General features: G+C 48.6%; 15 protein-coding genes, 3 pseudogenes and 2 CRISPR repeat arrays. Of the genes and pseudogenes, 10 read left to right on the top strand and 8 right to left on the bottom strand.

Annotation, left to right across the window (positions count from 1 at the left end; all coding sequences use genetic code 11):
- Window positions 1-282 precede the first annotated feature (282 nt).
- From cmr1 to cmr6, 6 genes are read left to right on the top strand one after another with little or no spacing between them, the layout of a single operon-like run.
- A complete protein-coding gene (cmr1, locus tag J7445_RS03715; protein ID WP_244969504.1) occupies window positions 283-1,158 on the top strand; it encodes a type III-B CRISPR module RAMP protein Cmr1 in 876 nt (291 codons plus the stop codon).
- Window positions 1,155-3,011, top strand: coding sequence for a type III-B CRISPR-associated protein Cas10/Cmr2 (cas10, locus tag J7445_RS03710; protein WP_209283160.1), 1,857 nt, complete (start codon window positions 1,155-1,157; stop codon window positions 3,009-3,011). Before cmr1 ends, cas10 begins: the two co-directional genes overlap by 4 nt.
- A complete protein-coding gene (locus J7445_RS03705) occupies window positions 3,008-4,171 on the top strand; it encodes a type III-B CRISPR module-associated Cmr3 family protein (protein WP_193618025.1) in 1,164 nt (387 codons plus the stop codon). The genes cas10 and J7445_RS03705 overlap by 4 nt, the downstream gene beginning before the upstream one ends.
- Before the next feature lie 52 nt (window positions 4,172-4,223).
- On the top strand, window positions 4,224-5,129 hold the full coding sequence (gene cmr4, locus J7445_RS03700; RefSeq protein ID WP_209283159.1) for a type III-B CRISPR module RAMP protein Cmr4: 906 nt from the start codon (window positions 4,224-4,226) through the stop codon (window positions 5,127-5,129).
- Window position 5,130: 1 nt separating this feature from the next.
- Window positions 5,131-5,505, top strand: a complete 375-nt coding sequence (gene cmr5 / locus J7445_RS03695) for a type III-B CRISPR module-associated protein Cmr5 (protein WP_209283158.1) — start codon at window positions 5,131-5,133, stop codon at window positions 5,503-5,505.
- Window positions 5,502-6,623: a type III-B CRISPR module RAMP protein Cmr6 gene (gene cmr6 / locus J7445_RS03690; RefSeq protein WP_209283157.1), complete on the top strand. Its 1,122-nt coding sequence runs from the start codon at window positions 5,502-5,504 to the stop codon at window positions 6,621-6,623. Before cmr5 ends, cmr6 begins: the two co-directional genes overlap by 4 nt.
- A 255-nt stretch (window positions 6,624-6,878) precedes the next feature.
- Window positions 6,879-8,590: direct repeats of the CRISPR family, unit length 36 nt; unit sequence GTCGGAAGACTTGCCCCACTAATCGGGGATTAAGAC.
- Window positions 8,591-8,831: 241 nt separating this feature from the next.
- On the opposite strand, the gene cas2 (J7445_RS03685) is transcribed toward cmr6, so the two are convergent.
- The 4 genes from cas2 (J7445_RS03685) to cas2 (J7445_RS03675) all read right to left on the bottom strand — a co-directional run bounded on the left by cas2 (J7445_RS03685) (window position 8,832) and on the right by cas2 (J7445_RS03675) (window position 10,677).
- A complete protein-coding gene (gene cas2, locus J7445_RS03685) occupies window positions 8,832-9,110 on the bottom strand; it encodes a CRISPR-associated endonuclease Cas2 (RefSeq protein WP_209283156.1) in 279 nt (92 codons plus the stop codon).
- Window positions 9,111-9,112: 2 nt separating this feature from the next.
- Window positions 9,113-10,090, bottom strand: a complete 978-nt coding sequence (gene cas1, locus J7445_RS03680) for a CRISPR-associated endonuclease Cas1 (protein ID WP_209283155.1) — start codon at window positions 10,088-10,090, stop codon at window positions 9,113-9,115.
- A 125-nt stretch (window positions 10,091-10,215) separates the two neighbouring features.
- Complete coding sequence (locus J7445_RS12340) at window positions 10,216-10,350, bottom strand: hypothetical protein (protein ID WP_267894567.1); 135 nt, start codon at window positions 10,348-10,350, stop codon at window positions 10,216-10,218.
- A 54-nt stretch (window positions 10,351-10,404) separates the two neighbouring features.
- On the bottom strand, window positions 10,405-10,677 hold the full coding sequence (gene cas2 / locus J7445_RS03675) for a CRISPR-associated endonuclease Cas2 (RefSeq protein ID WP_070440466.1): 273 nt from the start codon (window positions 10,675-10,677) through the stop codon (window positions 10,405-10,407).
- Between the two features lie 202 nt (window positions 10,678-10,879).
- On the opposite strand from cas2 (J7445_RS03675), the gene cas6 reads away from it, so the two are divergent.
- Window positions 10,880-11,839, top strand: coding sequence for a CRISPR system precrRNA processing endoribonuclease RAMP protein Cas6 (gene cas6 / locus J7445_RS03670; RefSeq protein ID WP_244969503.1), 960 nt, complete (start codon window positions 10,880-10,882; stop codon window positions 11,837-11,839).
- A gap of 325 nt (window positions 11,840-12,164) precedes the next feature.
- A CRISPR array of direct repeats spans window positions 12,165-13,176; the repeat unit is 36 nt; unit sequence GTCTTAATCCCCGATTAGTGGGGCAAGTCTTCCGAC.
- 240 nt (window positions 13,177-13,416) lie between these two features.
- Here the strand turns inward: cas6 and J7445_RS03665 are convergent.
- The 4 genes from J7445_RS03665 to csx16 all read right to left on the bottom strand — a co-directional run bounded on the left by J7445_RS03665 (window position 13,417) and on the right by csx16 (window position 18,720).
- Window positions 13,417-14,682, bottom strand: coding sequence for a PDDEXK family nuclease (locus tag J7445_RS03665; protein WP_209283154.1), 1,266 nt, complete (start codon window positions 14,680-14,682; stop codon window positions 13,417-13,419).
- Between the two features lie 69 nt (window positions 14,683-14,751).
- On the bottom strand, window positions 14,752-17,148 hold the full coding sequence (locus J7445_RS03660; RefSeq protein WP_244969502.1) for a tetratricopeptide repeat protein: 2,397 nt from the start codon (window positions 17,146-17,148) through the stop codon (window positions 14,752-14,754).
- A 55-nt stretch (window positions 17,149-17,203) separates the two neighbouring features.
- Window positions 17,204-18,379 carry a CRISPR-associated ring nuclease Csm6 gene (gene csm6 / locus J7445_RS03655; RefSeq protein ID WP_209283152.1) on the bottom strand — a complete coding sequence of 392 codons (1,176 nt, stop codon included), beginning with the start codon at window positions 18,377-18,379 and terminating at the stop codon, window positions 17,204-17,206.
- A 41-nt stretch (window positions 18,380-18,420) separates the two neighbouring features.
- Window positions 18,421-18,720, bottom strand: coding sequence for a CRISPR-associated protein Csx16 (gene csx16 / locus J7445_RS03650; protein WP_209283151.1), 300 nt, complete (start codon window positions 18,718-18,720; stop codon window positions 18,421-18,423).
- Window positions 18,721-19,040: 320 nt separating this feature from the next.
- Here csx16 and J7445_RS03645 point away from each other — a divergent pair.
- The 3 pseudogenes from J7445_RS03645 to J7445_RS03635 all read left to right on the top strand — a co-directional run.
- Window positions 19,041-19,427, top strand: a pseudogene (locus tag J7445_RS03645) (transposase); the annotation flags it as partial.
- A gap of 186 nt (window positions 19,428-19,613) precedes the next feature.
- Window positions 19,614-20,222: pseudogene (locus J7445_RS03640) on the top strand (IS5 family transposase); the annotation flags it as partial.
- 673 nt (window positions 20,223-20,895) lie between these two features.
- A pseudogene (locus J7445_RS03635) lies at window positions 20,896-21,753 on the top strand (IS630 family transposase).
- The last annotated feature ends 420 nt before the right edge of the window (window positions 21,754-22,173 follow it).

Raw genomic sequence — 22,173 nt, 5'->3', positions numbered from 1 at the left:
TTTGTTTGGGAGGGGCGTAACCCCTTCTGGTAGGGCGGCGCCTTATGTGCAGCCTTGTGTGTTGAAACATTTGGAAGGGGTATCTTCCTTTAAGAAAGCATCATTTTATAGTAAATCACAATTAAAATCCCTTGTATGGCGGATTAACAAAAAAGGAATAAGGCGGGTTTGTCGGCATACCAAGCATATTGGAACATGACCTGACAAATTTGTGCGTGATGAAAAGTTTTACTGGTTCTGTTATAAAGACAACTTATTGATTAAATAATAAAGGATAAAGAAATGGCTTTGCTGATCCCCGGTTTTGAACCGCCCAAAGAATTGCCTGAAAGCAAGGAAGAATGGCAGGAAATTTACTGTGAGTTGGTTACACCTTTGCATGGTGGTGGTGTAGTGGCGCGTGAAAGTGATGATAAATTGCCCGTGCGCGTAACCGCAATTCGCGGGCAACTGCGTTTTTGGTGGCGATTGTTGGCTCAGCAAAAATGGAATTTGAGCGGGAAAAGGTTGCGTGAAGCAGAGTTTCGTTTATGGGGGGGTATTGGCGAAGAGGCTGCGGCAAGTTTAGTATTTTTACGTGTACAGATACAAAACAAACTGAAAGAAGCTTCACTTTCTGATTATGCAAAAGGTTTAAACGATCCTTTAGGCTATGCGTTGTTTACAGCACGCAAGACGAAGACAGGACTACCTGAAATGAAATTGGGCAAAGAAGGCTTGCAATGGATTGTGCAATGGCGTTTGAGTGAAAAGACAAACGAAACAGATAAGCAGCAGGTTTTGGAAACTTTACGCTGGTGGGTAACTTTAGGAGGGCTAGGTGGGCGCACTCGGCGTGGTTGCGGTGCTTTTAAGGCTGAAGGTATAAAACTGGTTCCAACTGAAGAAATGCGTGAATTGGGTTGCAAAATTTTGTTTTTAGGTAGCGATAAAAAAGTCAAAGATGCTTGGATCGATGCAATCAATGAATGGAAAGAAACACGACGTAAAGATAAAACAGAGTTTCGCCGACTGCTTGGACGTAATGATGAATATTCACGACATTTGGCAACCATATTCAGCCGCCCCGTTTATGATAGTGGTCAATGGCATGGCATGGTGATTATGTTGCCGAACAGTAGTCCAGAAGTAAAACAGATTTTGGAGAAAACGAAATGACTCAATACGTTTTAACCCTATCCATCGGTCCTGTACAGGAATTCATTGCTTCGGCTCGGCGGAGTCGTGATCTATGGAGCGGTTCTTGGCTGTTGTCGGAAATGGCGAAGGCTGCTGCAAAGAGTTTGTTTGAAGCTGGAGCGCAGATGGTGTTTCCGTTTGTGGACGAGGCGACCAAAGACCGTTTAGAACCTTGCGACCGGATGGACGATAATTTTTCAGTCGGCAACAAAATTCAAGTACAGGTTGATGCGGCTGATGATGCAGACGTGCGCGATTTGGTCGAACAGGCTAAAGCGGCAGCACAGTCACGGTTTGAAACCATAGCACGACAGGCGCTGCGGGAGCTGCAGGCGCCACAGGATTTGAATGTGACCTTGCGCAATGAAATTTGGCAGATGCAACTTAATGATTATTTGGAAATCCAGGCTGCATGGGCGCGGATAACTGAAAAAGGTTATTCAGATGCAAGCCAACGTGCTGCATCAGGTTTAGCGGCGCGTAAAGCAACGCGCGATTTCACATCTACCGGCGCAAGTAATGCTTGGGATGAGCGTTTTATGCTGCCCAAATCCTCACTGGATGGTGCACGTGAAACCGTATTGCTGGAAAAAGCCAACGGCGATGCCGACTTGTCTGATGTAGTAAGGCGCAAGCTGGGTTTGAGCCGGTCGGAGCAGTTGGATTGTGCAGGAATTGTGAAGCGTTTGGGCGGCAATAGCGAACAGTTTACGCCCGTTACCCGTGTAGCCGCAGATGCTTGGCTGCAAGGTTTGCCTGAAAATGAGTTAAGCAAACTTTGCGATGCTTACGAACCTTTAATTGCGCTGAATTTAGCGACTCGTGTAAAGGGCAATCAAGACATTTACGCAGATTTTCCGTTTGATGCGCAGCTGCTGTATCGAAACCGGTTGGATGCTGCTTTGTCAGACAATAAAAACAATGCGGATGCATCAGAAAAATTATCAAATTTGAAAAATGCCCTAAAACCGATTTGGCACAAATATGGCGAACCATGCAGCTACTGGGCGATGTTGCTGGCAGACGGCGACCGCATGGGCGAGTTGTTGGATCGTGCGAAAACGATTGGAGAGCATCAAGCGATTACCGAGGCTTTGTCAACCTTTGCTGAAAGTGTACCTGCGAAAATGCGCGATTTCCGGGCGCAATGTGTTTATGCGGGCGGCGACGATGTATTAGGCTTTGTCGCATTGGATAAGGCGGTTGATTGCGCGGACGCGTTGCGGCAAGCATTTTCAGCCTGCCTGAAAAAAGTGTCAGATGTTTTGAAAGCAGAAAAAACGCCCACATTGTCCGTCGGTTTGGCGATTTGCCACATCAGTACGCCGCTCGGCAATGTACGCCGTTTGGCAAAACACGCGGAAAAAGTGGCAAAAGGCGACAATTATTCTGCCGATCAACAGCGCAATGGATTGGGGATTACCCTGTCTGTACGTTCAGGCTCAGACAGCGATTGGCGTGTGCAATGGAGTGATGAAGCAGGTTTGGCAGCATTTGAAAAATGGAAAAAATGGTATCGGGAGAAAAAAATCAGCAGCCGAATTGCTTACGACAGCCGAGATATTTTTATGCGGATCGATTTTTCCCCGTCTAACGATTTATCATCCGAATTACATCAAAATATCCGCCAAGCCGAGTTTGCCCGTATGTTGGACAAGGCACGCGATATGGAGGGAGGAAAATTGGACGATGAAGTTCAGGAAGCCTTAAAAAGACGACTGAATGCGCGTCCAGACGCAGATGCATTAAATGTACTGGCAACCGAACTCATCATCGCCCGCTGGCTTGCCGCCAAAACACAAAACGATTTAGGACAGGAGGCGCAATCATGAACAGCTATTTTTTAGACGCACTTGCGCCGTTGGTATTTCGTAGTGGCAAACCGTTTGGAGCGCAGTCGGATACCGATGATATTCAATTTCCTTTACCCTCCGCCGCCGCAGGCTTGGTACGCACGCAAATCATGCGGCAAAACGGTTGCGATTGGGACGGCAAAACCCAAGGCAATCGAGCCAAGTTGTCAGACGTACAAGTTGATGAATTGCGCCAAATTGTCGTACAGGGCGCATTTTTAGCGAAACAAGACATTTCAGACGACCTGAAAATCCTATTGCCTAAACCAGCCAACGCCTTGTATTTGAAAAACAAAGAGACAGATCAAACCGAACTCGTCCGTCTCGCGCCTCAAGCCTTTGGCAGCGATACAGCGGCGGATTTCCCACATGTCGATTTATTGCCTGTACAAATCCAGTCGCCCATCAAAGGCAAACCTCAAAGCGGCGCAACGTATTGGGATTTGGCGGATCTGCTGGCTTGGCAAAACGGCGGAAAATTAACGCATGAAGACGTAAACAAACGCGGCGCACAATCGCTGCCGATCGAAACGCGTACCCATGTCGGCATAAACCGAGAAACACTTGCAGCCGAAGACGGGCGTTTGTTCCAGACAGCCGCCTATGACTTTGCCGAATCTGCGCGGAAGCATCATCAGGGCTGGGAAAGCCACCGCTATGGTTTCGTCATTCGTACGGCAGCCGATTTGCAAGATAACAGCGTAGTGCGTTTTGGCGGAGAAGGAAGACTGTCGCGACTGAATAAAATTTCAGACGACGTATTCAAACAGCCCGAATACGCATATACAAACGGATTGACGCTCACCTTGCTGACGCCTGCCTTGTTTGAAAAAGGCTGGCTGCCCGGCTGGTTGGACAGCCAAACCTTAACAGGCACACTCCCGCATACCAACCTGCAAGTCAAACTCCGCGCCACCGCTATCGACCGTTGGCTGCCCGTTTCAGGTTGGGATTTGCAGCAGCATGCACCGAAAGCCATGCGAAAAGCCGTTTCGGCAGGCGCAGTGTATTGGTTTGAAATACAAAGCGGCAACCCGGCGGAACTCGCCCAAGCCCAATGGCAGGCATTCAGCGACAACGAACAAGACCGTCGCGACGGCTTCGGCATCGGCTTGATCGCCCCGTGGCAGAGCATTTGATTTTCAGACGACCTGACAACCTATTTCATATTTACAAAACGAGGAAACCAAAATGAACACCCGCATTTTTCACCTACATGCCTTATCCGCCCTCCACGTCGGCACAGGTCAAGGCATCGGTGCTGTCGACTTGCCTATCGCCCGCAGCCGCGCCACCAATCTGCCGCTCGTCCCCGGCAGCGCGCTTAAAGGCGTATTGCGTGATGAAGCCAAAGAAAAATGGCACTTAAACCAAGACGACATTCAAGCCCTGTTTGGCGCAGACAGCCAAGCCGACAAAGAAAATATTCACGCCAGCGCCGCCGCCTTTGGCGATGCACATCTATTGCTGCTTCCGATCCGCTCGTTTGCAGGAACAGTCGCCTTTGCCACTTGCCCCTTTATCCTGCAACGCTATGCGCGCGATGTACGCGGGTTGCAGCCGGAAGGCCCCAAAGTACCCGTTTTAAAAGATAGCGCCTCCGTACCGGACAACACCGTATTGCGCGTTTCAGGCAGCCAAATCGCGCTGGAAGATTTGGACATCGGCAGCGAAACCAGTACCGAAGCCAAACAATGGGCAGAACACATTTCCGCCACCGTTTATCCTGAAAACACGGCAAACAGCGAAGCATGGCGCGAACAGCTCTGCCAACGCTTCATTATCCTGCCCGACAGCACATTCTCCTTCTTAGCCGATACCGCAACCGAAATCCGCATGCGCATCAGAATCGACCGCGAAACACGCATCGTCAAAGAAGGCGCGCTCTGGTCGGAAGAAAACTTGCCTGCCGAAAGCGTGTTGTACGGCATTTTAGCCATTGACAAATCGCGCCACAGCCGCAACGCCAAAAGCGCAGACGAACTCTCCGCATTGATTCCCGCAGGCGAAACCCAAATCCAAATCGGCGGCAAACATACAGTCGGACGCGGCCTGTGTCGTCTCGTACTTTCAGACGACCTGACAAAAGGGGAATAACATGCAACACATCCGCTCGCAAAAATACGCCCAACGCGCATTAGGCTTGATTCAAAGAGTCAAAGAGAAAAACGAAAAAGTCAAAGAATACCGCACGCTTGCGCTGAATTTCCCCACCATGATCCTGCAATCCGGGCTTGCCCAAGCCATCGGCTTCTTACAAGCCAAAGGCAAAGAAGAGCACCTGCTCCTACTGGCGCACATTGCCGAATTGTTGGGCGAAAATAAAGACAGCCTGCACAAGAAAATCTTAGAAGCAGACTTATCGCATTACCAACTCCTCACGCGCCAAGCCATAGAAGCCGCCTCCAGCCTCAAACGCTACACCCAAGCCCTGCTGCCCAAACCCAAAGACGAACAAGGGGGACAATCATGACCATATCACTCATGCGGGAAAGCCTGAAAAAACTCATTTCAGACGACCTAAAAGATGCGCATGCCGGTTTGCTCATGCAGCGCGGCCTGACCGAGTGGGACAAAGACAACAAACAAGCCAAAGCAGAGCTGATTCAAAAAATCGTCAAAATTCCCACTCCCAAAAAAGACAGCCTGTACGCACTCGCCTTCACACGCTGGGTGCAGGCCACTTCCGATACCGACCGCTTCGCCACACTTGCCGCCGGCATTTCAGGCAGGCTCTATACAGGTCTCAACAGCGCAGGCGTACTGGAAACAGGCATCAGCACCAGCCACACCTACGGCATGCCCCTCATCGCAGGCTCCTCCGTCAAAGGCATCGCCCGCAGCCATGCCGAAAGCCTCGGACTGGATAAAGCCCACCTGACCGTATTGTTCGGCGACGACAGCGACTCAGGCAGCCTGAAGTCAGGCGCACTTGTTTGGCACGACGCATGGTTCATCCCCGCCAACACCCCGCCCTTTGCCGCAGAAATCATCACCACCCACCACCAAGAATACTACAACGGCAAACAACCCGAAGCCGACGAAATGGAATCCCCCATCCCCAATCAGCAAATCGCCACACAAGGCAGCTTCTATTTCGTCATCGAAAGCGCACCGGGCGCGCAGGCATGGGCGGCATACGCCCAAAACCTACTGTTTCAAGCCTTGCAGACACAAGGCGCAGGCAGCAAAACCGCATCCGGCTACGGCTATTTCACAGAAGCAGCCGAAGAAGCACAACGAAGCATCCGCAACATTCAAGATGCACAAAACCAAGCCCTGGCCGCGCAACAAAAAGCCGCCGAGCTTGCCGCCATGCCAGCGCATCAACAGTTTATCCAAACATGGCAAGAACGAATGGAGGAGCAACCAAACAAGATCATAGGCAACCAAGCACACGACAAACTCTATCAAGAATGGAAGGCAGCCCTGCAAACCGCCGCAGAAAGCCCCGATTTCAACGCGGCAGAGAAAAAAGAAATTGCTGACGCGTTTGCCGTCAAAAAGATGATGGCAAAATACGCGAAATGGCTGACCGACAAGCGCGGCAAAGAGCTGAAACCCATCCTGGCGAAGCTGCGCGGCGAATAGATTTTCGGCTTTATCGAAGCCCAAGCTTTTCAGACGACCTAAAGCCGCAAAACGGTTAAAAAGCGTTGTCGAATGCAAAGCACACGGCTATAATCCGTATCACAAGTTTTCCGACGGATAGCGAAAAGTCTGTCTTTCGGCTGCTCTTTTCAGTTAAGGTTTTATTAAATAATGTCTTTGTTGGTTAAGGAAAAATGCTAACTTTTCTTAACTATATAGAAGATTGAAAATAATGAAATTTTTTGACTGCGTGCAGTCGGAAGACTTGCCCCACTAATCGGGGATTAAGACAGCTGTCCCATTGTTCTTTGGTCGGTGCGTCCCAGTCGGAAGACTTGCCCCACTAATCGGGGATTAAGACTTACTGAGCCGCTGACAAAAAGCGGCTCAGTTTTGTCGGAAGACTTGCCCCACTAATCGGGGATTAAGACTTGCCGCAAAGGGAGAGAGTTCCACCACTTATGCGTCGGAAGACTTGCCCCACTAATCGGGGATTAAGACTATTCTTCCGGCTTCAAAATGAACGGGTTGCTTTGTCGGAAGACTTGCCCCACTAATCGGGGATTAAGACGCGCACAATCTTCCCTTACAATCAGCATTTGATGTCGGAAGACTTGCCCCACTAATCGGGGATTAAGACTCTTTCAGGCGGTTTGATATTTCCAATGCCATATGTCGGAAGACTTGCCCCACTAATCGGGGATTAAGACAGAGATTATTATGAACGATACAGCGACACAATGCAGTCGGAAGACTTGCCCCACTAATCGGGGATTAAGACTAATCTTGACACCCCGTCCCCCACTCGGGCATTCGTCGGAAGACTTGCCCCACTAATCGGGGATTAAGACACCTAATTCACCATCTACCAGACGACGTGGATCTGTCGGAAGACTTGCCCCACTAATCGGGGATTAAGACGTGGTCAGCACGCGGTAAACATCGGTATGCTTAGTCGGAAGACTTGCCCCACTAATCGGGGATTAAGACATGAACGGGAGATTCTTCAATAGAGAGTTGATAAGTCGGAAGACTTGCCCCACTAATCGGGGATTAAGACCTGAGACTGCTCACGTTTAGGACGCAACTTGATAGGTCGGAAGACTTGCCCCACTAATCGGGGATTAAGACACCAACTTCACCGCGTTTTGCAGCCTCTTTATAAGTCGGAAGACTTGCCCCACTAATCGGGGATTAAGACTGAACCGATTTTTTCGCTTTCAGCCAAGTCTTTGAGTCGGAAGACTTGCCCCACTAATCGGGGATTAAGACTTAAGCAATTATGCACATTATTACGCTCGCAAAATGGTCGGAAGACTTGCCCCACTAATCGGGGATTAAGACAAATGAATCAAGTGTAGTATAGCCGTGTTTTTCGTCGGAAGACTTGCCCCACTAATCGGGGATTAAGACGTTAGCCAATAACCAGAACCACCAGTCGTGCTTGGTCGGAAGACTTGCCCCACTAATCGGGGATTAAGACGCACGTATTCCGCCCATTCATCAGGGGTTGGTACAGTCGGAAGACTTGCCCCACTAATCGGGGATTAAGACCCGGTCGGCTTGATACCGTTTTCAGCAGCGATGGCGTCGGAAGACTTGCCCCACTAATCGGGGATTAAGACTTTATTGCCGTATTGGTCATGCACACGCATACGTCGGAAGACTTGCCCCACTAATCGGGGATTAAGACATGATCCTTTATCCATTACACCTAATTGGTTAAGTCGGAAGACTTGCCCCACTAATCGGGGATTAAGACGTTAAGTGCTGACGTCCCGCAAATCTCAGTAAGTCGGAAGACTTGCCCCACTAATCGGGGATTAAGACTGCATAGGAACTTCCTTGTAGGTGTCGGTCTCAGGTCGGAAGACTTGCCCCACTCATCGGGGATTAAGACTTTTTGAGCCGCTCGGTGATGCTTGTCCTACGTCGGAAGACTTGCCCCACGTATCGGGGATTAAGACAACGGTGTTTCCGACGAATAGACATAAACCGTTGATCGGAAGACTTGCCCCTCGCATCGGTCTTTCAATCTTTTCAGACGACCTCAAGCCTGGGTCGTCTGAAAACGTAGGTCGGATTCTTGAATCCGACAAATATTCCGACGTTTCTACATAGCAAAACAGCCTTGATATTGCATCAAGGCTGTTTTTGTTGGCGGAGGGTTTGTGTGAGTTCGGGGTCGTCTGAAAGGCGGCTTCGCGCTTACAGTTTGCCCACGCCGCCCAAGATGATGCCTTCGGGCAAGGCTGGTTTGCCCAGTGCATGAATTATGCTACCGTTGGGCAGGGGATAGCAGCGTAAATTGTCCTGCTTGGCGTTGAGCATTTTGCAAAGTGTTTCAAAGCATTGCCTTGCTTGATCACTGCTGCCGATGTGCAGGAAAACGCTGTTTTGCAGAGGGATGGCGTGCTGTATTAAATAGCGGTGTGCTTTTCGCAGGCGGCGAGGGTCGGCGATGTCGTAGGCGATGAGGTGGCGCATTTTTATTCTAAGGTGGTAAGTCCGCTTAATTGGATTTCAGGCTGTCCACTGTATTGGGAGAGGATGGCTAGATAGTCGGCGCAAAGCTGGTGGATATGGCTCCGCCATTGCTTGGCGGTTGCTTCGTAGGCTGGATAAAATTTGATGCGTGCGTTTTTGCTCATCAGGCAGCCTTGCGCGGTGGTTGAAAAATCCTCCGGTGTCAGGGTTTCTTGATAAAACAGGGAAAGCACCCAGACATCGCATAGGCTGCGCAGGTGTTCCAATAAATCGCAGGCAAGGGATTCGCGACCGTGTTCGGGCTGGTGGTAGTAGCCGATAAAGGGGTCTAATCCGCTTAGGTAGAGATGTTTGACGATGTCGAAGTGCAGCAGGGTGTAGGCGAGGGACAGGGTTGCGTTGAGCGGGTCGCGCGGCGGACGTTTGTTGCGTCCTGTAAAGTGCCAGTTTTCGGGCAGTACACTTGCCCATGCGCTGAAATAACGTGCGGCGGCAGCACCTTCTATGCCCCGCAATGCGGCAATGTCGGGGCTGCTTGAAATGGCATCGACAAGGTTTGCCAGGGCTTGGCTGTGGTTGTTCAGGCAAGCTGCATTCCGATTGTCCGAACATGCCATTTGCTGCAAGTGCTGCTGTTGTGCGGATAGTTTGGCGGCAACAGTGTTTCGGGCGGCGGCAAGGCTTGCTGCCTTATCCTGCGACAGGGCGTATTGCGCGACACGTCTTTTTCCATCCAGTTTCCAGTTGGGCAGCATGAGGGCAGGGCGGTTTTGCCGCCCATTTAATATGAGTACGCCGACGCCAGCTTCGCCCAATTTGCTTAAAACCTTTGCCGATAGGGTTATATCCCCGCGTATGCAGACTCGCTGTAAGACTTTGAGCGGTACGGTTGCTATACGTCCATCGTTCTCGTAACACACTAAAGCATCGCCGTCTGCTCGCAAGGTAAGGTTTTTGCGGTCCAGGTAGAGCGTGGTCATGAATTTGCCTTTCGGATTGAAGCTATACGGGTATAGGCATGAGGGAGGCGAATATCCTGTCGACAATCTTGCCGATGCAAAATTTAATAGCCCATTTCAAAATTGCTAGCCACATGGTTTTCTCCTTATTTTGTTGATGTTTCGTTGACGGTGACGACTGCGCTTATGGCGATGCCGAATAGGCAGACTATTGCGGCAAGTTTCGGATTTTTTTGCGCAATGTCTTTGACGGTTACAAAAATCGTGTCTAGGTTTTGCATCTTTTTTTCCTTTCCGTGTTGTTGTTTGTGTAATGTTGTAGGCGGTTTCAAATACTAAACCACCATAAAAACATCGTAGCGAAGCGGTTTGGTTGTGCTAAATAGCCATTCATTGTCTGACTGACTTAAGGCGAGATAATGCAGCGTATCATTTGAATCCAATAATTCACTCAATTTGCCGTTAAGTTGCATTAATTCGTCTGCGGTCAGCCAGCATTCAAATAAGGATTTCTGCATACCTACCGCATAGCTTTGCAATAAACGGCGTACGCGTGCTTGGCGGCGGGGGCAAGTGATGTCGTAAGCAAAAAGATAGTGTTGGCGCATTGGGACTAATAAAGAAAAAGCAACGTTGTCGAAAACAACGAAGTGAATTTTAGGCTTATGCGGCGTGAAATACTAAGAACACAAATTTGTTTTTCCGTATCAGCTCGTTTCGCTATTTTGGCGGTTGCATCCTTGTCCCGAAGGGTAGGATTGTTTTCATTCTCTCTATTTCGCATTTTCAGGTCGTCTGAAACGCCGTATCATGCCATTTTTTATTTGTCTGTCTGCCATGAATCCGCTTAATCTTCCTTCGGAATTGCCCATAGCCCGTTATCGTTTGCATTTCACGCTGAGGCATGATTTGCAGCTGCCGTCCTATGCGGCTTCGACCTTGCGCGGTGTGTTCGGGCATGCGCTTTTGGCTGCTGCCTGTACCTGCGACACGCCTCAAACGCCGCATCTTTCCGATTGCCCCTATGCGCAGATTTTCGAGCCGGCGCCTTGTGCCGACTTGCCCGGCAGCGTGCGCCAAAGTCCGCCGCCGCCTTATTTGATTGAAACGCCGCTGGTTGCGCCCACGCATTTTCCGGCGGGCGCGGGGTATGCGTTTGATTTGGTGCTGTTCGGCAGGGCGCGGCACAGCCTGCCTTTGATTGCCGCCGTCTTTGCCCAGGCTTTTGCCAAAGGGTTGGGGGCAAATGCGGGCAAGGGCGAATTGAGCGGCATTGCGGTACAGCAGGCGGACGGCAGTTTTCTGACGATTAGCGAACGCGGCAGCCCCATCGCGCTGCACGACAACCATATCAGGCTGCCCGAACGCTATCCCTCCCAAGCGCATATTCAGCTGCTGACGCCTCTGCGTATTCAGCAAAAAGGCAGGATTTTGCGGGAAACCGAACTGACGCAGGCGGTTTTCCTGCGCCAGCTCCTGCGCCGCTATCTGACGCTTGCCCATCTGCACTGGGGCAACAATGCAAACGCTGCCGAGCTGTCCGCCCAAATCGGCGGACAAGGCGTCCCGCCCCGGCTTTCATGGCACGAACACCGCCGTTTTTCCAACCGTCAAAAGCAGATTACACCCCTTAGCGGCGCAATCGGTACATGGCAGCTGACCGGCCTTTCGCCCGCCTTCTCGCAAATGCTGTATATCGGGCAATGGCTGCACTTGGGCAAGGAAACCGTATTCGGCAACGGGCAATACCGCATTATCCAAGCAGCTTGACAATACACCCGACGCAAAAACAGCCTTGATGGAACGAACCATCAAGGCTGTTTGATTTTTATCCCGATGAGTGGGGCAGGTTTTCTGACTGAACTGGAAGAGTTTGCCTGTAAAGCCTACATGTCTTAATCCCCGATGAATGGGGCAAACAATTAAACCGATACTTTTGTTAATTTGATTGCGTCTTAATCCCCAATGAGTGGGGTAGGATTTCCAATATTTTCAGACGACCTTGGTTTGAGGTCGTCTGAAAAGCTTGAAAGACCGATTAGTGGAGCAAGTCTTCTGACGTTACCTTACGAAGCCTATGCCCGTTTGGGTCGCGGTCTTAATCCCCGATAAGTGGGGCAAGTCTTCCGACTAAAAACGGTATTAAAGCACCAATGCGCGCTGGGTCTTAATCCCCGATTAGAGGGGCAAGTCTTCCGACATAAAGGGCAAGAAAATCACATGGAATTAATGGCTGTCTTAATCCCCTATTAGTGGGGCAAGTCTTCCGACGAATGGCGTTGTATGGCTGCACCCAAGAACCCGAGTCCTAATCCCCGATGAGTGGGGCAAGTCTTCCGACGCCATATAGTCCGCCAAACAGTTCTCGTCCGCCGTCTTAATCCCCGATTAGTGGGGCAAGTCTTCCGACCAAAACTTTCCTGCTTATGCATAAACAGGCAGCAGTCTTAATCCCCGATTAGTGGGGCAAGTCTTCCGACTTTGGTTACATCTTTGATTAATTCACCGCTGGGAGTCTTAATCCCCGATTAGTGGGGCAAGTCTTCCGACGCAATCCGATGTTTTTGTTGAAGTATGTGCATGTGTCTTAATCCCCGATTAGTGGGGCAAGTCTTCCGACTAAAACAAGAATACCTTTAGACAGGGAAGCAGTAGTCTTAATCCCCGATTAGTGGGGCAAGTCTTCCGACTGGTTCTCTTTGGCTATTCAAATCATGATTATCAGTCTTAATCCCCGATTAGTGGGGCAAGTCTTCCGACTGTTGCAGTTGCTCTGTTCAACCAAGTGTCTACGTCTTAATCCCCGATTAGTGGGGCAAGTCTTCCGACACCAAAACTCTGCAATAATGAAATCATAGCCATTGTCTTAATCCCCGATTAGTGGGGCAAGTCTTCCGACAAAGGATTAATGCCGCAAGGCAGAAAGGTAAATAGTCTTAATCCCCGATTAGTGGGGCAAGTCTTCCGACGCCAGCATATGAGTCAAAATAGCATAGGACATAATGTCTTAATCCCCGATTAGTGGGGCAAGTCTTCCGACATGATGTTAAGGTTACGTATTTAGGTTATACGTCTTAATCCCCGATTAGTGGGGCAAGTCTTCCGACTGCACTCGGTCAAAAAATTTCATTATTTTCAATCTTCTATATGGTTAAGAAAAGTTAGTATTTTCCCTTAACCAACAAAGACATTATTTAATAAAACCTTAACTGAAAAGAGCAGCCGAAAGACAGACTTTTTGCTATCCGTCGGAAAACTTGTGTTTCGGATTATAGCCGTCTGCTTTGCATTTCACAATGTTTTTTAACGTTTTCAGACGACGTTTCCATGGTCAAGAGACTTCGATGTCAGCTTGTCAGGGCTTTCAGCGCTTCTTTGTCGCGGGCGATGATGATTTGGATGTTTTTGGCGGCGCAGTTGCGCTCGAATTCCGTCCATTTTTGCCAACCGGCATTGGTTTGAATGACGGGCGACAAAATCAGGACGCGGCGTACTTTGCCCATGTTGAGGCTTTGGTCGATCACTTGCCTTAGCGGGTCTGCCAGCTTGCTTTCGGAGCTTAAATCGGATTTGAGTTCGCAAAAAATCAGTTGGTTTTTACGGAACAGCAAAATGTCGGTTTCGTTGCCCTGACTTTCTCCTTGTATCAGTTGCAAGCCTGTCTCCAGTTCTTCGTCTTTTACGCCGTTTTCTTTAAACCATGTGTAAATGAGTTGTTCAAACCAGTCGCCGCTTATCCATTTGTTCCAGTAGTGAATTTGACGGCCTATTTGGCTTTTTTTGTTGTATTGGAGGGGTAGGATCAGTCCTTTTTCGTCTAGGCGGATGCGGTCTTGCGGGTCAATCAGGTTGATCAGCCTTTGAAGGAAGGGTTTGAGTTCGTCGGGTTGTGCAAGCCCGAACTTTTGCCATTCGAGCAGGATTTCTTTTTGGTCTTTGGGATATTTTTGTGTCCATGCTTCTTTCAATACAGGAATAATGGCAGGGAACAGGTTGCCGTTTTCAGGCTGCTGCATGCTTTGGGCGGCAAAACGCATGTGGGCAAGGGGCAGGCTGTCGGGATGTTTGGCAATGGGGTTGGGGCTATGTTTGCCGATTTCGTCGGCATAGAGTTTCAAGCCATCGCGCAAGGAGAATTGATTGGATAGGACGATTTCGCCCAGAAATACCAGGTTGTCGGGATTGAGGCGGTCTATGTAGATTTGGTTGCTGTCGCGTTGGAAGGCTTGGTAGTGCAGCTCCTGCCATATGCCGGTTTGGGCGGCGAGCAGTTGGGACAGGATTTTTGTGCCGCCTGTGATGTTGAGTATGGCGTTGTTTGAAATGTGGTGTTCGGCGCAGTAGGCTTTGAAGACGGCGTCCAGCCAACTTTGGATTTCTTCGGCGCGTTCGCCGATAAGTTCGCTGCCGCTTTGAAAGCCGATTTCGTGGATCTTGCCTTGAAATTGCTCGCTTTGCTCGAGCGTGGTTTTGAAGCGGGTGTGCGCGTTTTTACTTGCCACCCATTCGGTTACGATGAGGTGGACGTTTTGGGGCTGTAAATCGAGGCAGGCGCGGTATTCGGCGATGTTGTGTTCGGAAAGGATAATGAAGTAGTGTGGAATTTGGGACATGGCGGTCTCGCTTTGTTTGGGGGATTCGGTTTGTTTGAAAAAGGGCGTGTTGTGTCGATACGTGCTTTTTTATTTAAAGTTAAAAGGCAGGCAGGCTTTCAGCGCGGCAAGCAGTTTTTCGGGTTGTGCTTCGCTTTTCTGCAAGGTCTGTAAGGCTGCGTGCGGCGCTTGGGGGAACGCGGTTTTCAGACGAGCAGCTTCGGCGGCAATGGAGTAGGGGCTGGATTTGCCCAGTTCGAGCCGTTCTGCCAATACGGCAGTCGTCAGCGCAATCCATTGCAGGGTCAGGCCGTCTGCTTCTTCGTCTAGGGCATGGTTAAAGGCTTCGGTGGCAATGATGTCGTTGCCTGCAAAATGCGCCAACCAGCCGCGCCACAGGTGGATAAGCTGCCATGGGTGTCCTGCTTCGCTTTGCCAGTGGGCTTGATTGTACAAATAGGTTTTTTGCGCGGATGCGGTTTGCTGCGGATAGGCGGCAAGCAGGCGCAATAAGGCATGATGGGTAAAGCGGTCGTCCGGGCTGATTGAAAATTTGTTGGCGGCTTTGTCTAAATCGCTGCCGAAAACAGATGTGGCGAGCGGCTGTATGTTTTCCCATGTTTCGCCTGCGTCCAGGGCGTTGTGCAGCCGGTATAGGCGGGTTTGACGGATGTCTTTTTGTGCTGCAGCAGGGTCGGATAGTTTTTCAAATGTTTCAAGTGCTTGGGTAAAAAAGGATGCGGCAGTTTGGTGTTCTCCCGAGAAGGCGTGTATCTGTCCCATGCCTGATAGAAGCCTGCCGTATTGCTGCCGACCGACGGCGATTTCAGGCAGTTTGAGCGCGTGTTGCAGAATTTGTTCGGCGTAGTCGAATTCGTATATGTTGGTGGTGGCTACCGCCAGGCGGTTGTATACCTGCGCGACTTCGGGTGCGGCTTCGTATTTCAGTTGGTTGCCCAAATCAAGCAGGTTTTGTATGGCTTCCAGACGCATTCTGCCCTGATGGTTGTCGGCGGCAAGCCGGGCTGCTTGAAAACGCAGTTGTAATAGTGGCGGCAGTTTGTTTTCTGCCGGGGCGTAGGTTTGCAGCCAGCCTAAGATTTCATCTAAGGCTTGGGGATGGTAGTCTTTTTCGTTTAGGCGATGGCGGACTGTCTGTAGGTAGTTTTGCCAGATTTCGGGCTGTGTTCGACAGCGTTCGCCCAATTGCTGCATGGCTTCGCGTAAGAGGCTGTGTTCGGGTTCGCCGGACAGGGCGCAGACTGCTTGAAACCAGTCGTGCGACGACAGGGCGGTTTTGCCGTCGAGTGCGGCATAAATGCGCTCTAAATCACCGCTTTCCGGGGTAAGGAAACAATGTCCTTTGAATTTGGCTTTTATCAAACGTTGTTTGGCAGACGAACCGCCCCAGCAGTGCGCCAGTGCATCAACATGGGCGAGATAGGGGTGTTTGCCTTTGGGGGAGATTTCCAGTGACAGGTGCAGCTGGCTGAAACGGGCTTCGTTTATGCTTTGCAATTCGCTTAACAGCAGTTGTTTTAAAACCTGCAAGTCGGTGTCGGCATTAAAGCCGCCGCGTTGTTCGATAAATACGTGTACCTGCTTGCTGCCTTCGTTGGGTAGCGGCAGCAGGCGCAAGGCAAGTTGCAGTAAACGGTACACACCGCTAAACCAGCGCGGGCGGTTGAATGAAAGCGGGTCTTTGGCCGTAATGCCCAATACGCCTACCGGCTGTGAGAGGATGTTGTTGATGACTTTGTCCAGCAGCTCGGGCTTTTCTTCAGCGGCGTGGAATGTTTCGGGCAGTTTGTCCAATTTGGCTCTGCCTTGCGGAATGGCAAGCGCGACATAGCGGCCTAAGCTGTAGTCGTCGATGGATAAATCCTCCGCTCGCTCAAATTCCATGCCTGTTTCGTCAATGACGATTTCCCAGTTGGAATGTTGGGGCAGGTGGCGCAGGCTGTTGGGATGATGTTGGGTAAATTGGGGAGGGCGTACCAGGCAGCCTTGTGTGGGCGTGAAGGATTTTCTCTTGTCTTTTTTCTTGTTGAGCTTGTCCAGTTTGATGGCTAAGTGTTTTTTGATGCGTTGGCTTAGTTCGGGACGGGCTTGCTGCTCATTAAACCAAGCGTTTAGAGCTGTCTGGTTGTCTTTTTTGAATAGGGTTTCTAATTCTTGCGTCAGCTGATAGGCGTGTTCGCCCTGTTTCTTGTTTTTTTGAGCGGAGTTTGACAATTCAGTACCACGTTGTGCCGCAAGGTAAAGCAGTTCGTTTACTTTTTCTTGATAGTCTTTGTTGTCTAAGCCCCAGGCGGCGAATTTGAATATTTCAAACAATAGTGTGTAGTCTGTCATGTTACCAGGCGGATTACTGGACTGTTTAGTTTGCATTTGTTGAGGAAAGGTTGTTACTGCCTGTTGTTCTTTTTTGGGAGTAGCGGCAGCAAGTTGCTCTGCGGTGCTTAGGGCAATGATGGTTTGGGACATGTAAGACTCCATATAAAAGTAGGAATAGGGTAGACGGTTTAAAAAATTATTTTTTTTATGACCCTACAATTTCAATTTTTTCTGCCGGCATTTTTAAATAGTATGTTGGCGTTGTTTTTCGTGTACCTGTGCTAAATACGCCGTATTGTTCTGCAACGTATTCTGAAAAGTTCTCCGTTAAGATGGTGCGGAGTTTGGAAGGTAGTTCGCGCAAACTTTGCAAGGCGCTATTGCGTGCCTGCTCTAATAGATCTTGACGATTCGGAGCATTTTTGAGAGACGGTTCGTTGATTTGCATGATGTCCCAATAGCATGTTTGAAAATCATCCAGTTCGGGATATACGCCAAGCTGCCATTTGTTGTTTTTAATGTTGTCATAGCAGGTTGCTTGGTTTATCAGCTTGATGCTTTTATTTTGCAAATGAAACCGCGCTAATGCGGTATAGGCAAAAAAGTAACGTTTGTCGGCTATTTTAATGGGTTTGTCCTGCCCAAGTTGAATGGTGCAATCTTTGATATTTAAAATGATGCGGTCAGCTTTTAAATTGTTTTGTAAGAGCTGTACTGCTTCGGAGTAGCTCACATTATTTTGCGCCAAATTTGGCAAACCGTAACTCATGCGTACAAACGGAATTTCTGCCTGCATTACTTTGGCTTCACGCGTGTTAATGGTTTCTATGCAAGTGGGGTCGTACGGCTTTTTGGAAATATAGTTGTCGTAATGGGTCGGATAGAAAAAAAGCGGGTTGTTTTCAAATCCTTCGGTGACTAGAACGTGCGACAGTTTATCCTGCGGACGACCAAACAAAGATAGTGCATAACCAATATAAAATCCCATAGATTTTCGTCCGCCTGCGATGGAAACGTGTAGCTCGGTCTTATCATCGGCGCATTGTTGGCGGATAAAATTCACAATCATATCTGCTGCTAAATTGTTTTCTTCAGGTGTGCGGATATCACTCAGTTTTTCGCCGTCGGCATCGTGGATAACATGGATATTCCGTTCGCCGAACTGAATTTCAGGCAGCTTGTAGTCTTGGCAAAGACGCGCAAAAAAGCCATTTTCACCAATCAAAGTACGCATGATATTGTTATAACCAATTTGTGTGGTCAGTACAAAAATTTCATCAGGCAGCCAATTTTGCTGCGTATACAGGGCGTAGACGGTTTCGGTTAAAATTTGTGGCGACATACCGGTGACAGCGACTAAAACTCTGCGTTTGTATTTCATTGCACTCTCCTTGATTGAGATTTTTTAGACAGCCTGAAAAATTATTCGGTGATTTTTTTGACTTCAAACCGTTGCAAGGTTGCGCCTGCGGCAGACATGGCTGCTACAGTATGCTCGTTGCCTCGTTCTGCAAACTGCTGGGGCAAAATTAAAAAATAAAATTTGGCACCGCGATGGCACACTTCTGCAGCCAAGTCCAAGGGCAACGTTCCTAAAACCACATCGCCCGCTTGAATTCTTGTTGCGTCCAGGTGTGAGGTAAATTCATCTATTTGCCATTGTGGTTGTTGCTTTATCCATTCAATCGCGCCTGCATGACGAGAGACGAAGTAGGTAGTCATGTGTTCTCCTTTTGATCAATATACTATTCTAATGCAGAGAATTTGAGGTTGGGTAGAGGGAGACACCTTTGCAAAATCCCCCCAAAATCCCCTAAATTTCCACCAAGACATTTAGGGGATTTCTCATGAGCACCTTCTTCCAGCAAACCGCACAAGCCGAGACCTTTGCAAAAATAGTCTGTTAACGAAATTTGACGCATAAAAATGTGCTAAAAAATTTTCAATTGACTAAAACCTTTCTGATATTGAGAAAAAAGTGGAAGAAATCAGGGAGGTTCCTCATTTTGAAAATGGTGTTGAGCATAAAATTTTAATAACCTATGTTATTGCAAAGGTCTCAAGCCATGATTGCCAAACACATCGACCGCTTCCCGCTATTGAAGTTAGATCAAGTGATTGATTGGCAACCGATCGAACAGTACTTGAACCGTCAAAGAACCCGTTACCTCCGAAACCACCGCGGCCGTCCCGCCTATCCCCTGTTGTCCATGTTCAAAGCCGTCCTGCTCGGACAATGGCACAGCCTCTCCGATCCCGAACTCGAACACAGCCTCATCACCCGCATCGATTTCAACCTGTTTTGCCGCTTTAACGAGTTGAGCATCCCCGATTACAGCACCTTATGCCGCTACCGTAACTGGCTGGCGCAAGACAACACCCTATCCGAATTGCTGGAACTGATTAACCGCCAACTGACCGAAAAAAACCTAAAGAGACCTTTGCAATAACATAGGTTACTAAAATTTTATGCTCAATCTCATTTTCAAAATGCAAAACCTTTCTGATTTTTCCTACTTTTTGCTCAATATTAGGAAGGTTTTAGTCAATTGAAGATTTTTTGGCGCATTTTTATGCGTCAAATTTCGTTAATAGACTATTTTTGCAAAGGTCTCCTAAAAGTAGAGAAGGCATCCGCCGCCGTCATTGACGCCACCATTATTCAGACCGCCGGCAGCAAACAGCGTCAGGCTATAGAAGTCGATGAAGAAGGACAAATCAGCGGCCAAACCACACCGAGCAAAGATAAAGATGCCCGTTGAACAAAGAAAAACGGCCTCTACAAACTCGGTTACAAACAACATACCCGTACCGATGAGGAAGGCTATATCGAGAAACTGCACATCACCCCTGCCAATACCCATGAGTGCAACCACCTGTTGCCTTTGCTGGAGGGCATTGAAGGTACGACCGTCTATGCCGATAAAGGCTACGACAGTGCGGAAAACCGACAACATCTGAAAGAGCATCAGTTGCTGGACGGCATTATGCGCAAAGCCCACCGCAACCGTCCGCTGACGGAAGTGCAAACCAAACGCAACCGATATTTGTCGAATACCCGTTATGTGGTCGAACAAAGCTTTGGGACGCTGCACCGTAAATTCCGCTACGCCCGGGCAGCCTATTTCGGGCTGATTAAAGTGAGTGCGCAAAGCCATCTGAAGGCGATGTGTTTGAACCTGTTGAAAGCGGCCAACAGGCTAAGTGTGTCTGTTGCCGCCTAAAAGGCGGCCCGGATGCCTTATTATGGGGCGTCCGGGGAGAATTAAGGGGGTATTTGGGTAAAATTAGGCGCAATTAGGGGCGAAAACAGCCGAAAACCTGTGTTTGGGTTTCGGCTGCTGGGGGGAAATGAGGAAGAGGAGTATTTTTCAAAGGTCTCAGAGAGACAAATTTGCGTAGAAGGTAATAAGAATTGAATTTGTTAATGTTAATAAAATATAGGTAACACAATTACTTATGCTAATTAAGGTGCTATTAATGTCGGTGGCAGAGATTTTCGATACTTGGTGCAAAAGCGAGTTTATCGAGCTCCAATGAACAAGGTTTGTTTCCGTTCACCATTGCCAGACAGCCGTTTAAGTAGAAAGTTGCTGTCTGAGTCGGCTTATCCGGATTCAGTCAGCTCAAAAAAGACGGTATACCAACGGTGTAGTAGTTCAGTTAGTTCGTGTTGTAGTAGTTTGCGCTGCTTGGTATCTTTGATATGTTTGTCGCGGAAAATCTGTAGCACACTGGTTCCGAGTTCTTGAGTTTTTTTCTTGCATTGGTCGATTTGAGTATCGATTGGGAATACCCTCGTTGGGTTTGGCACAAATCGTGGCACAAATGACCGCAGCCAGTAGTATAGTCAATTAAAAACAAAATAGTACAATACTCAACTTTGAAGGTCTAACCATGGCATACTCTGCGGACTTAAGAAACAAAGCTTTAAACTATTACGAACAATGCAAAAACATCAGCCAAACCGCAGCAACGTTTAACCTGTCAAGAAACACGCTTTACCTGTGGATTCGCCTTAAAAAACAAACAGGCAGCCTAAAACATCAAGTTACCAGTCTAAATGCCGTCAAATTGGATAGGCAAAAACTGGCTCAATATGTTGGGCAACACCCGGATGCCTATCTGCATGAAATCGCCAAACATTTTGATTGTACGCCAGCCGCCGTTTACTATGCGCTCAAACAGATGGGGATGACGCGCAAAAAAAGACCACCACTTACAAAGAACAAGACCCGGCCAAAGTAACGCATTATTTGACACAGCTGGCCGAATTTTCCGACTACCAACGTGTTTATTTGGATGAAACAGGATTTGACCGCTACCTGTTCCGCCCCTATGCCCGCAGCCTGAAAGGGCAAATAGTGAAAGCGCAGATAAGTGGAAAAAGATACCAACGCTTATCTCTGGTGTCCGCATAAGTTGGCAACCGGCTGATTGCTCCGATGGTTTATCAAAATACGATGACCGGAGTCTTTTTTGAAGCGTGGTTTCAGCAATGCCTACTGCCCGTATTGACTCAGAAATCGGTGATTATTTTAGATAATGCACGATTTCACCGTATGGGTGTCTTACGGGAAATGGCGGAAAAATTGGGCCATAAGGTATTGCCTCTTGCACCTTATTCACCTGAGCTCAACCCGATTGAGAAGGTGTGGGCGAATATTAAGCGGTATCTGAGAACCGTTTTGTCTGATTACGCCCGATTTGACGATGCGCTAGTGTCCTATTTTGATTTTAATTGACTATATATGAACAGATAAAAAACGCCCTAAATCAAGGGCGTTTGTCTATACACATACTACTGGTTACGGGCTAGGTGGGTTCAATTCCCCCCACCTCCACCATACCCAATTTTCAGCAGTATCCTGTAATACGCATAAAGCCTTGAGCATTAACGGTTTTAAGGCTTTTTTATTGCCTTGGTTATGCTGGCGTATGCTTGGGTTTTTACCATTTATGGGGTAACTTTTGGGGTAAGTTTTCAGGCATTGCATCAAAACGTGTTTCAAATGTACCGTTTTGTCTATTCGAAGTTTTGTACCTATGCTGCTAGAGCGGTTATGCTAAAAAACGCAGTTTTATTGCAATGCTTCAAACATTTCCCCTATAATCCGCCTGTTTTCAATTTTCACATGCAAAGAAAGGAGCAGCCATGACACGCAATACTTCAAT

This window comes from Neisseria sicca (assembly GCF_017753665.1).
In the GTDB taxonomy this organism is placed as follows: domain Bacteria; phylum Pseudomonadota; class Gammaproteobacteria; order Burkholderiales; family Neisseriaceae; genus Neisseria; species Neisseria flava.
The sequence above is the reverse complement of the archived record's forward strand: the minus strand, read 5'-3'. Positions and strand labels throughout refer to the sequence as shown.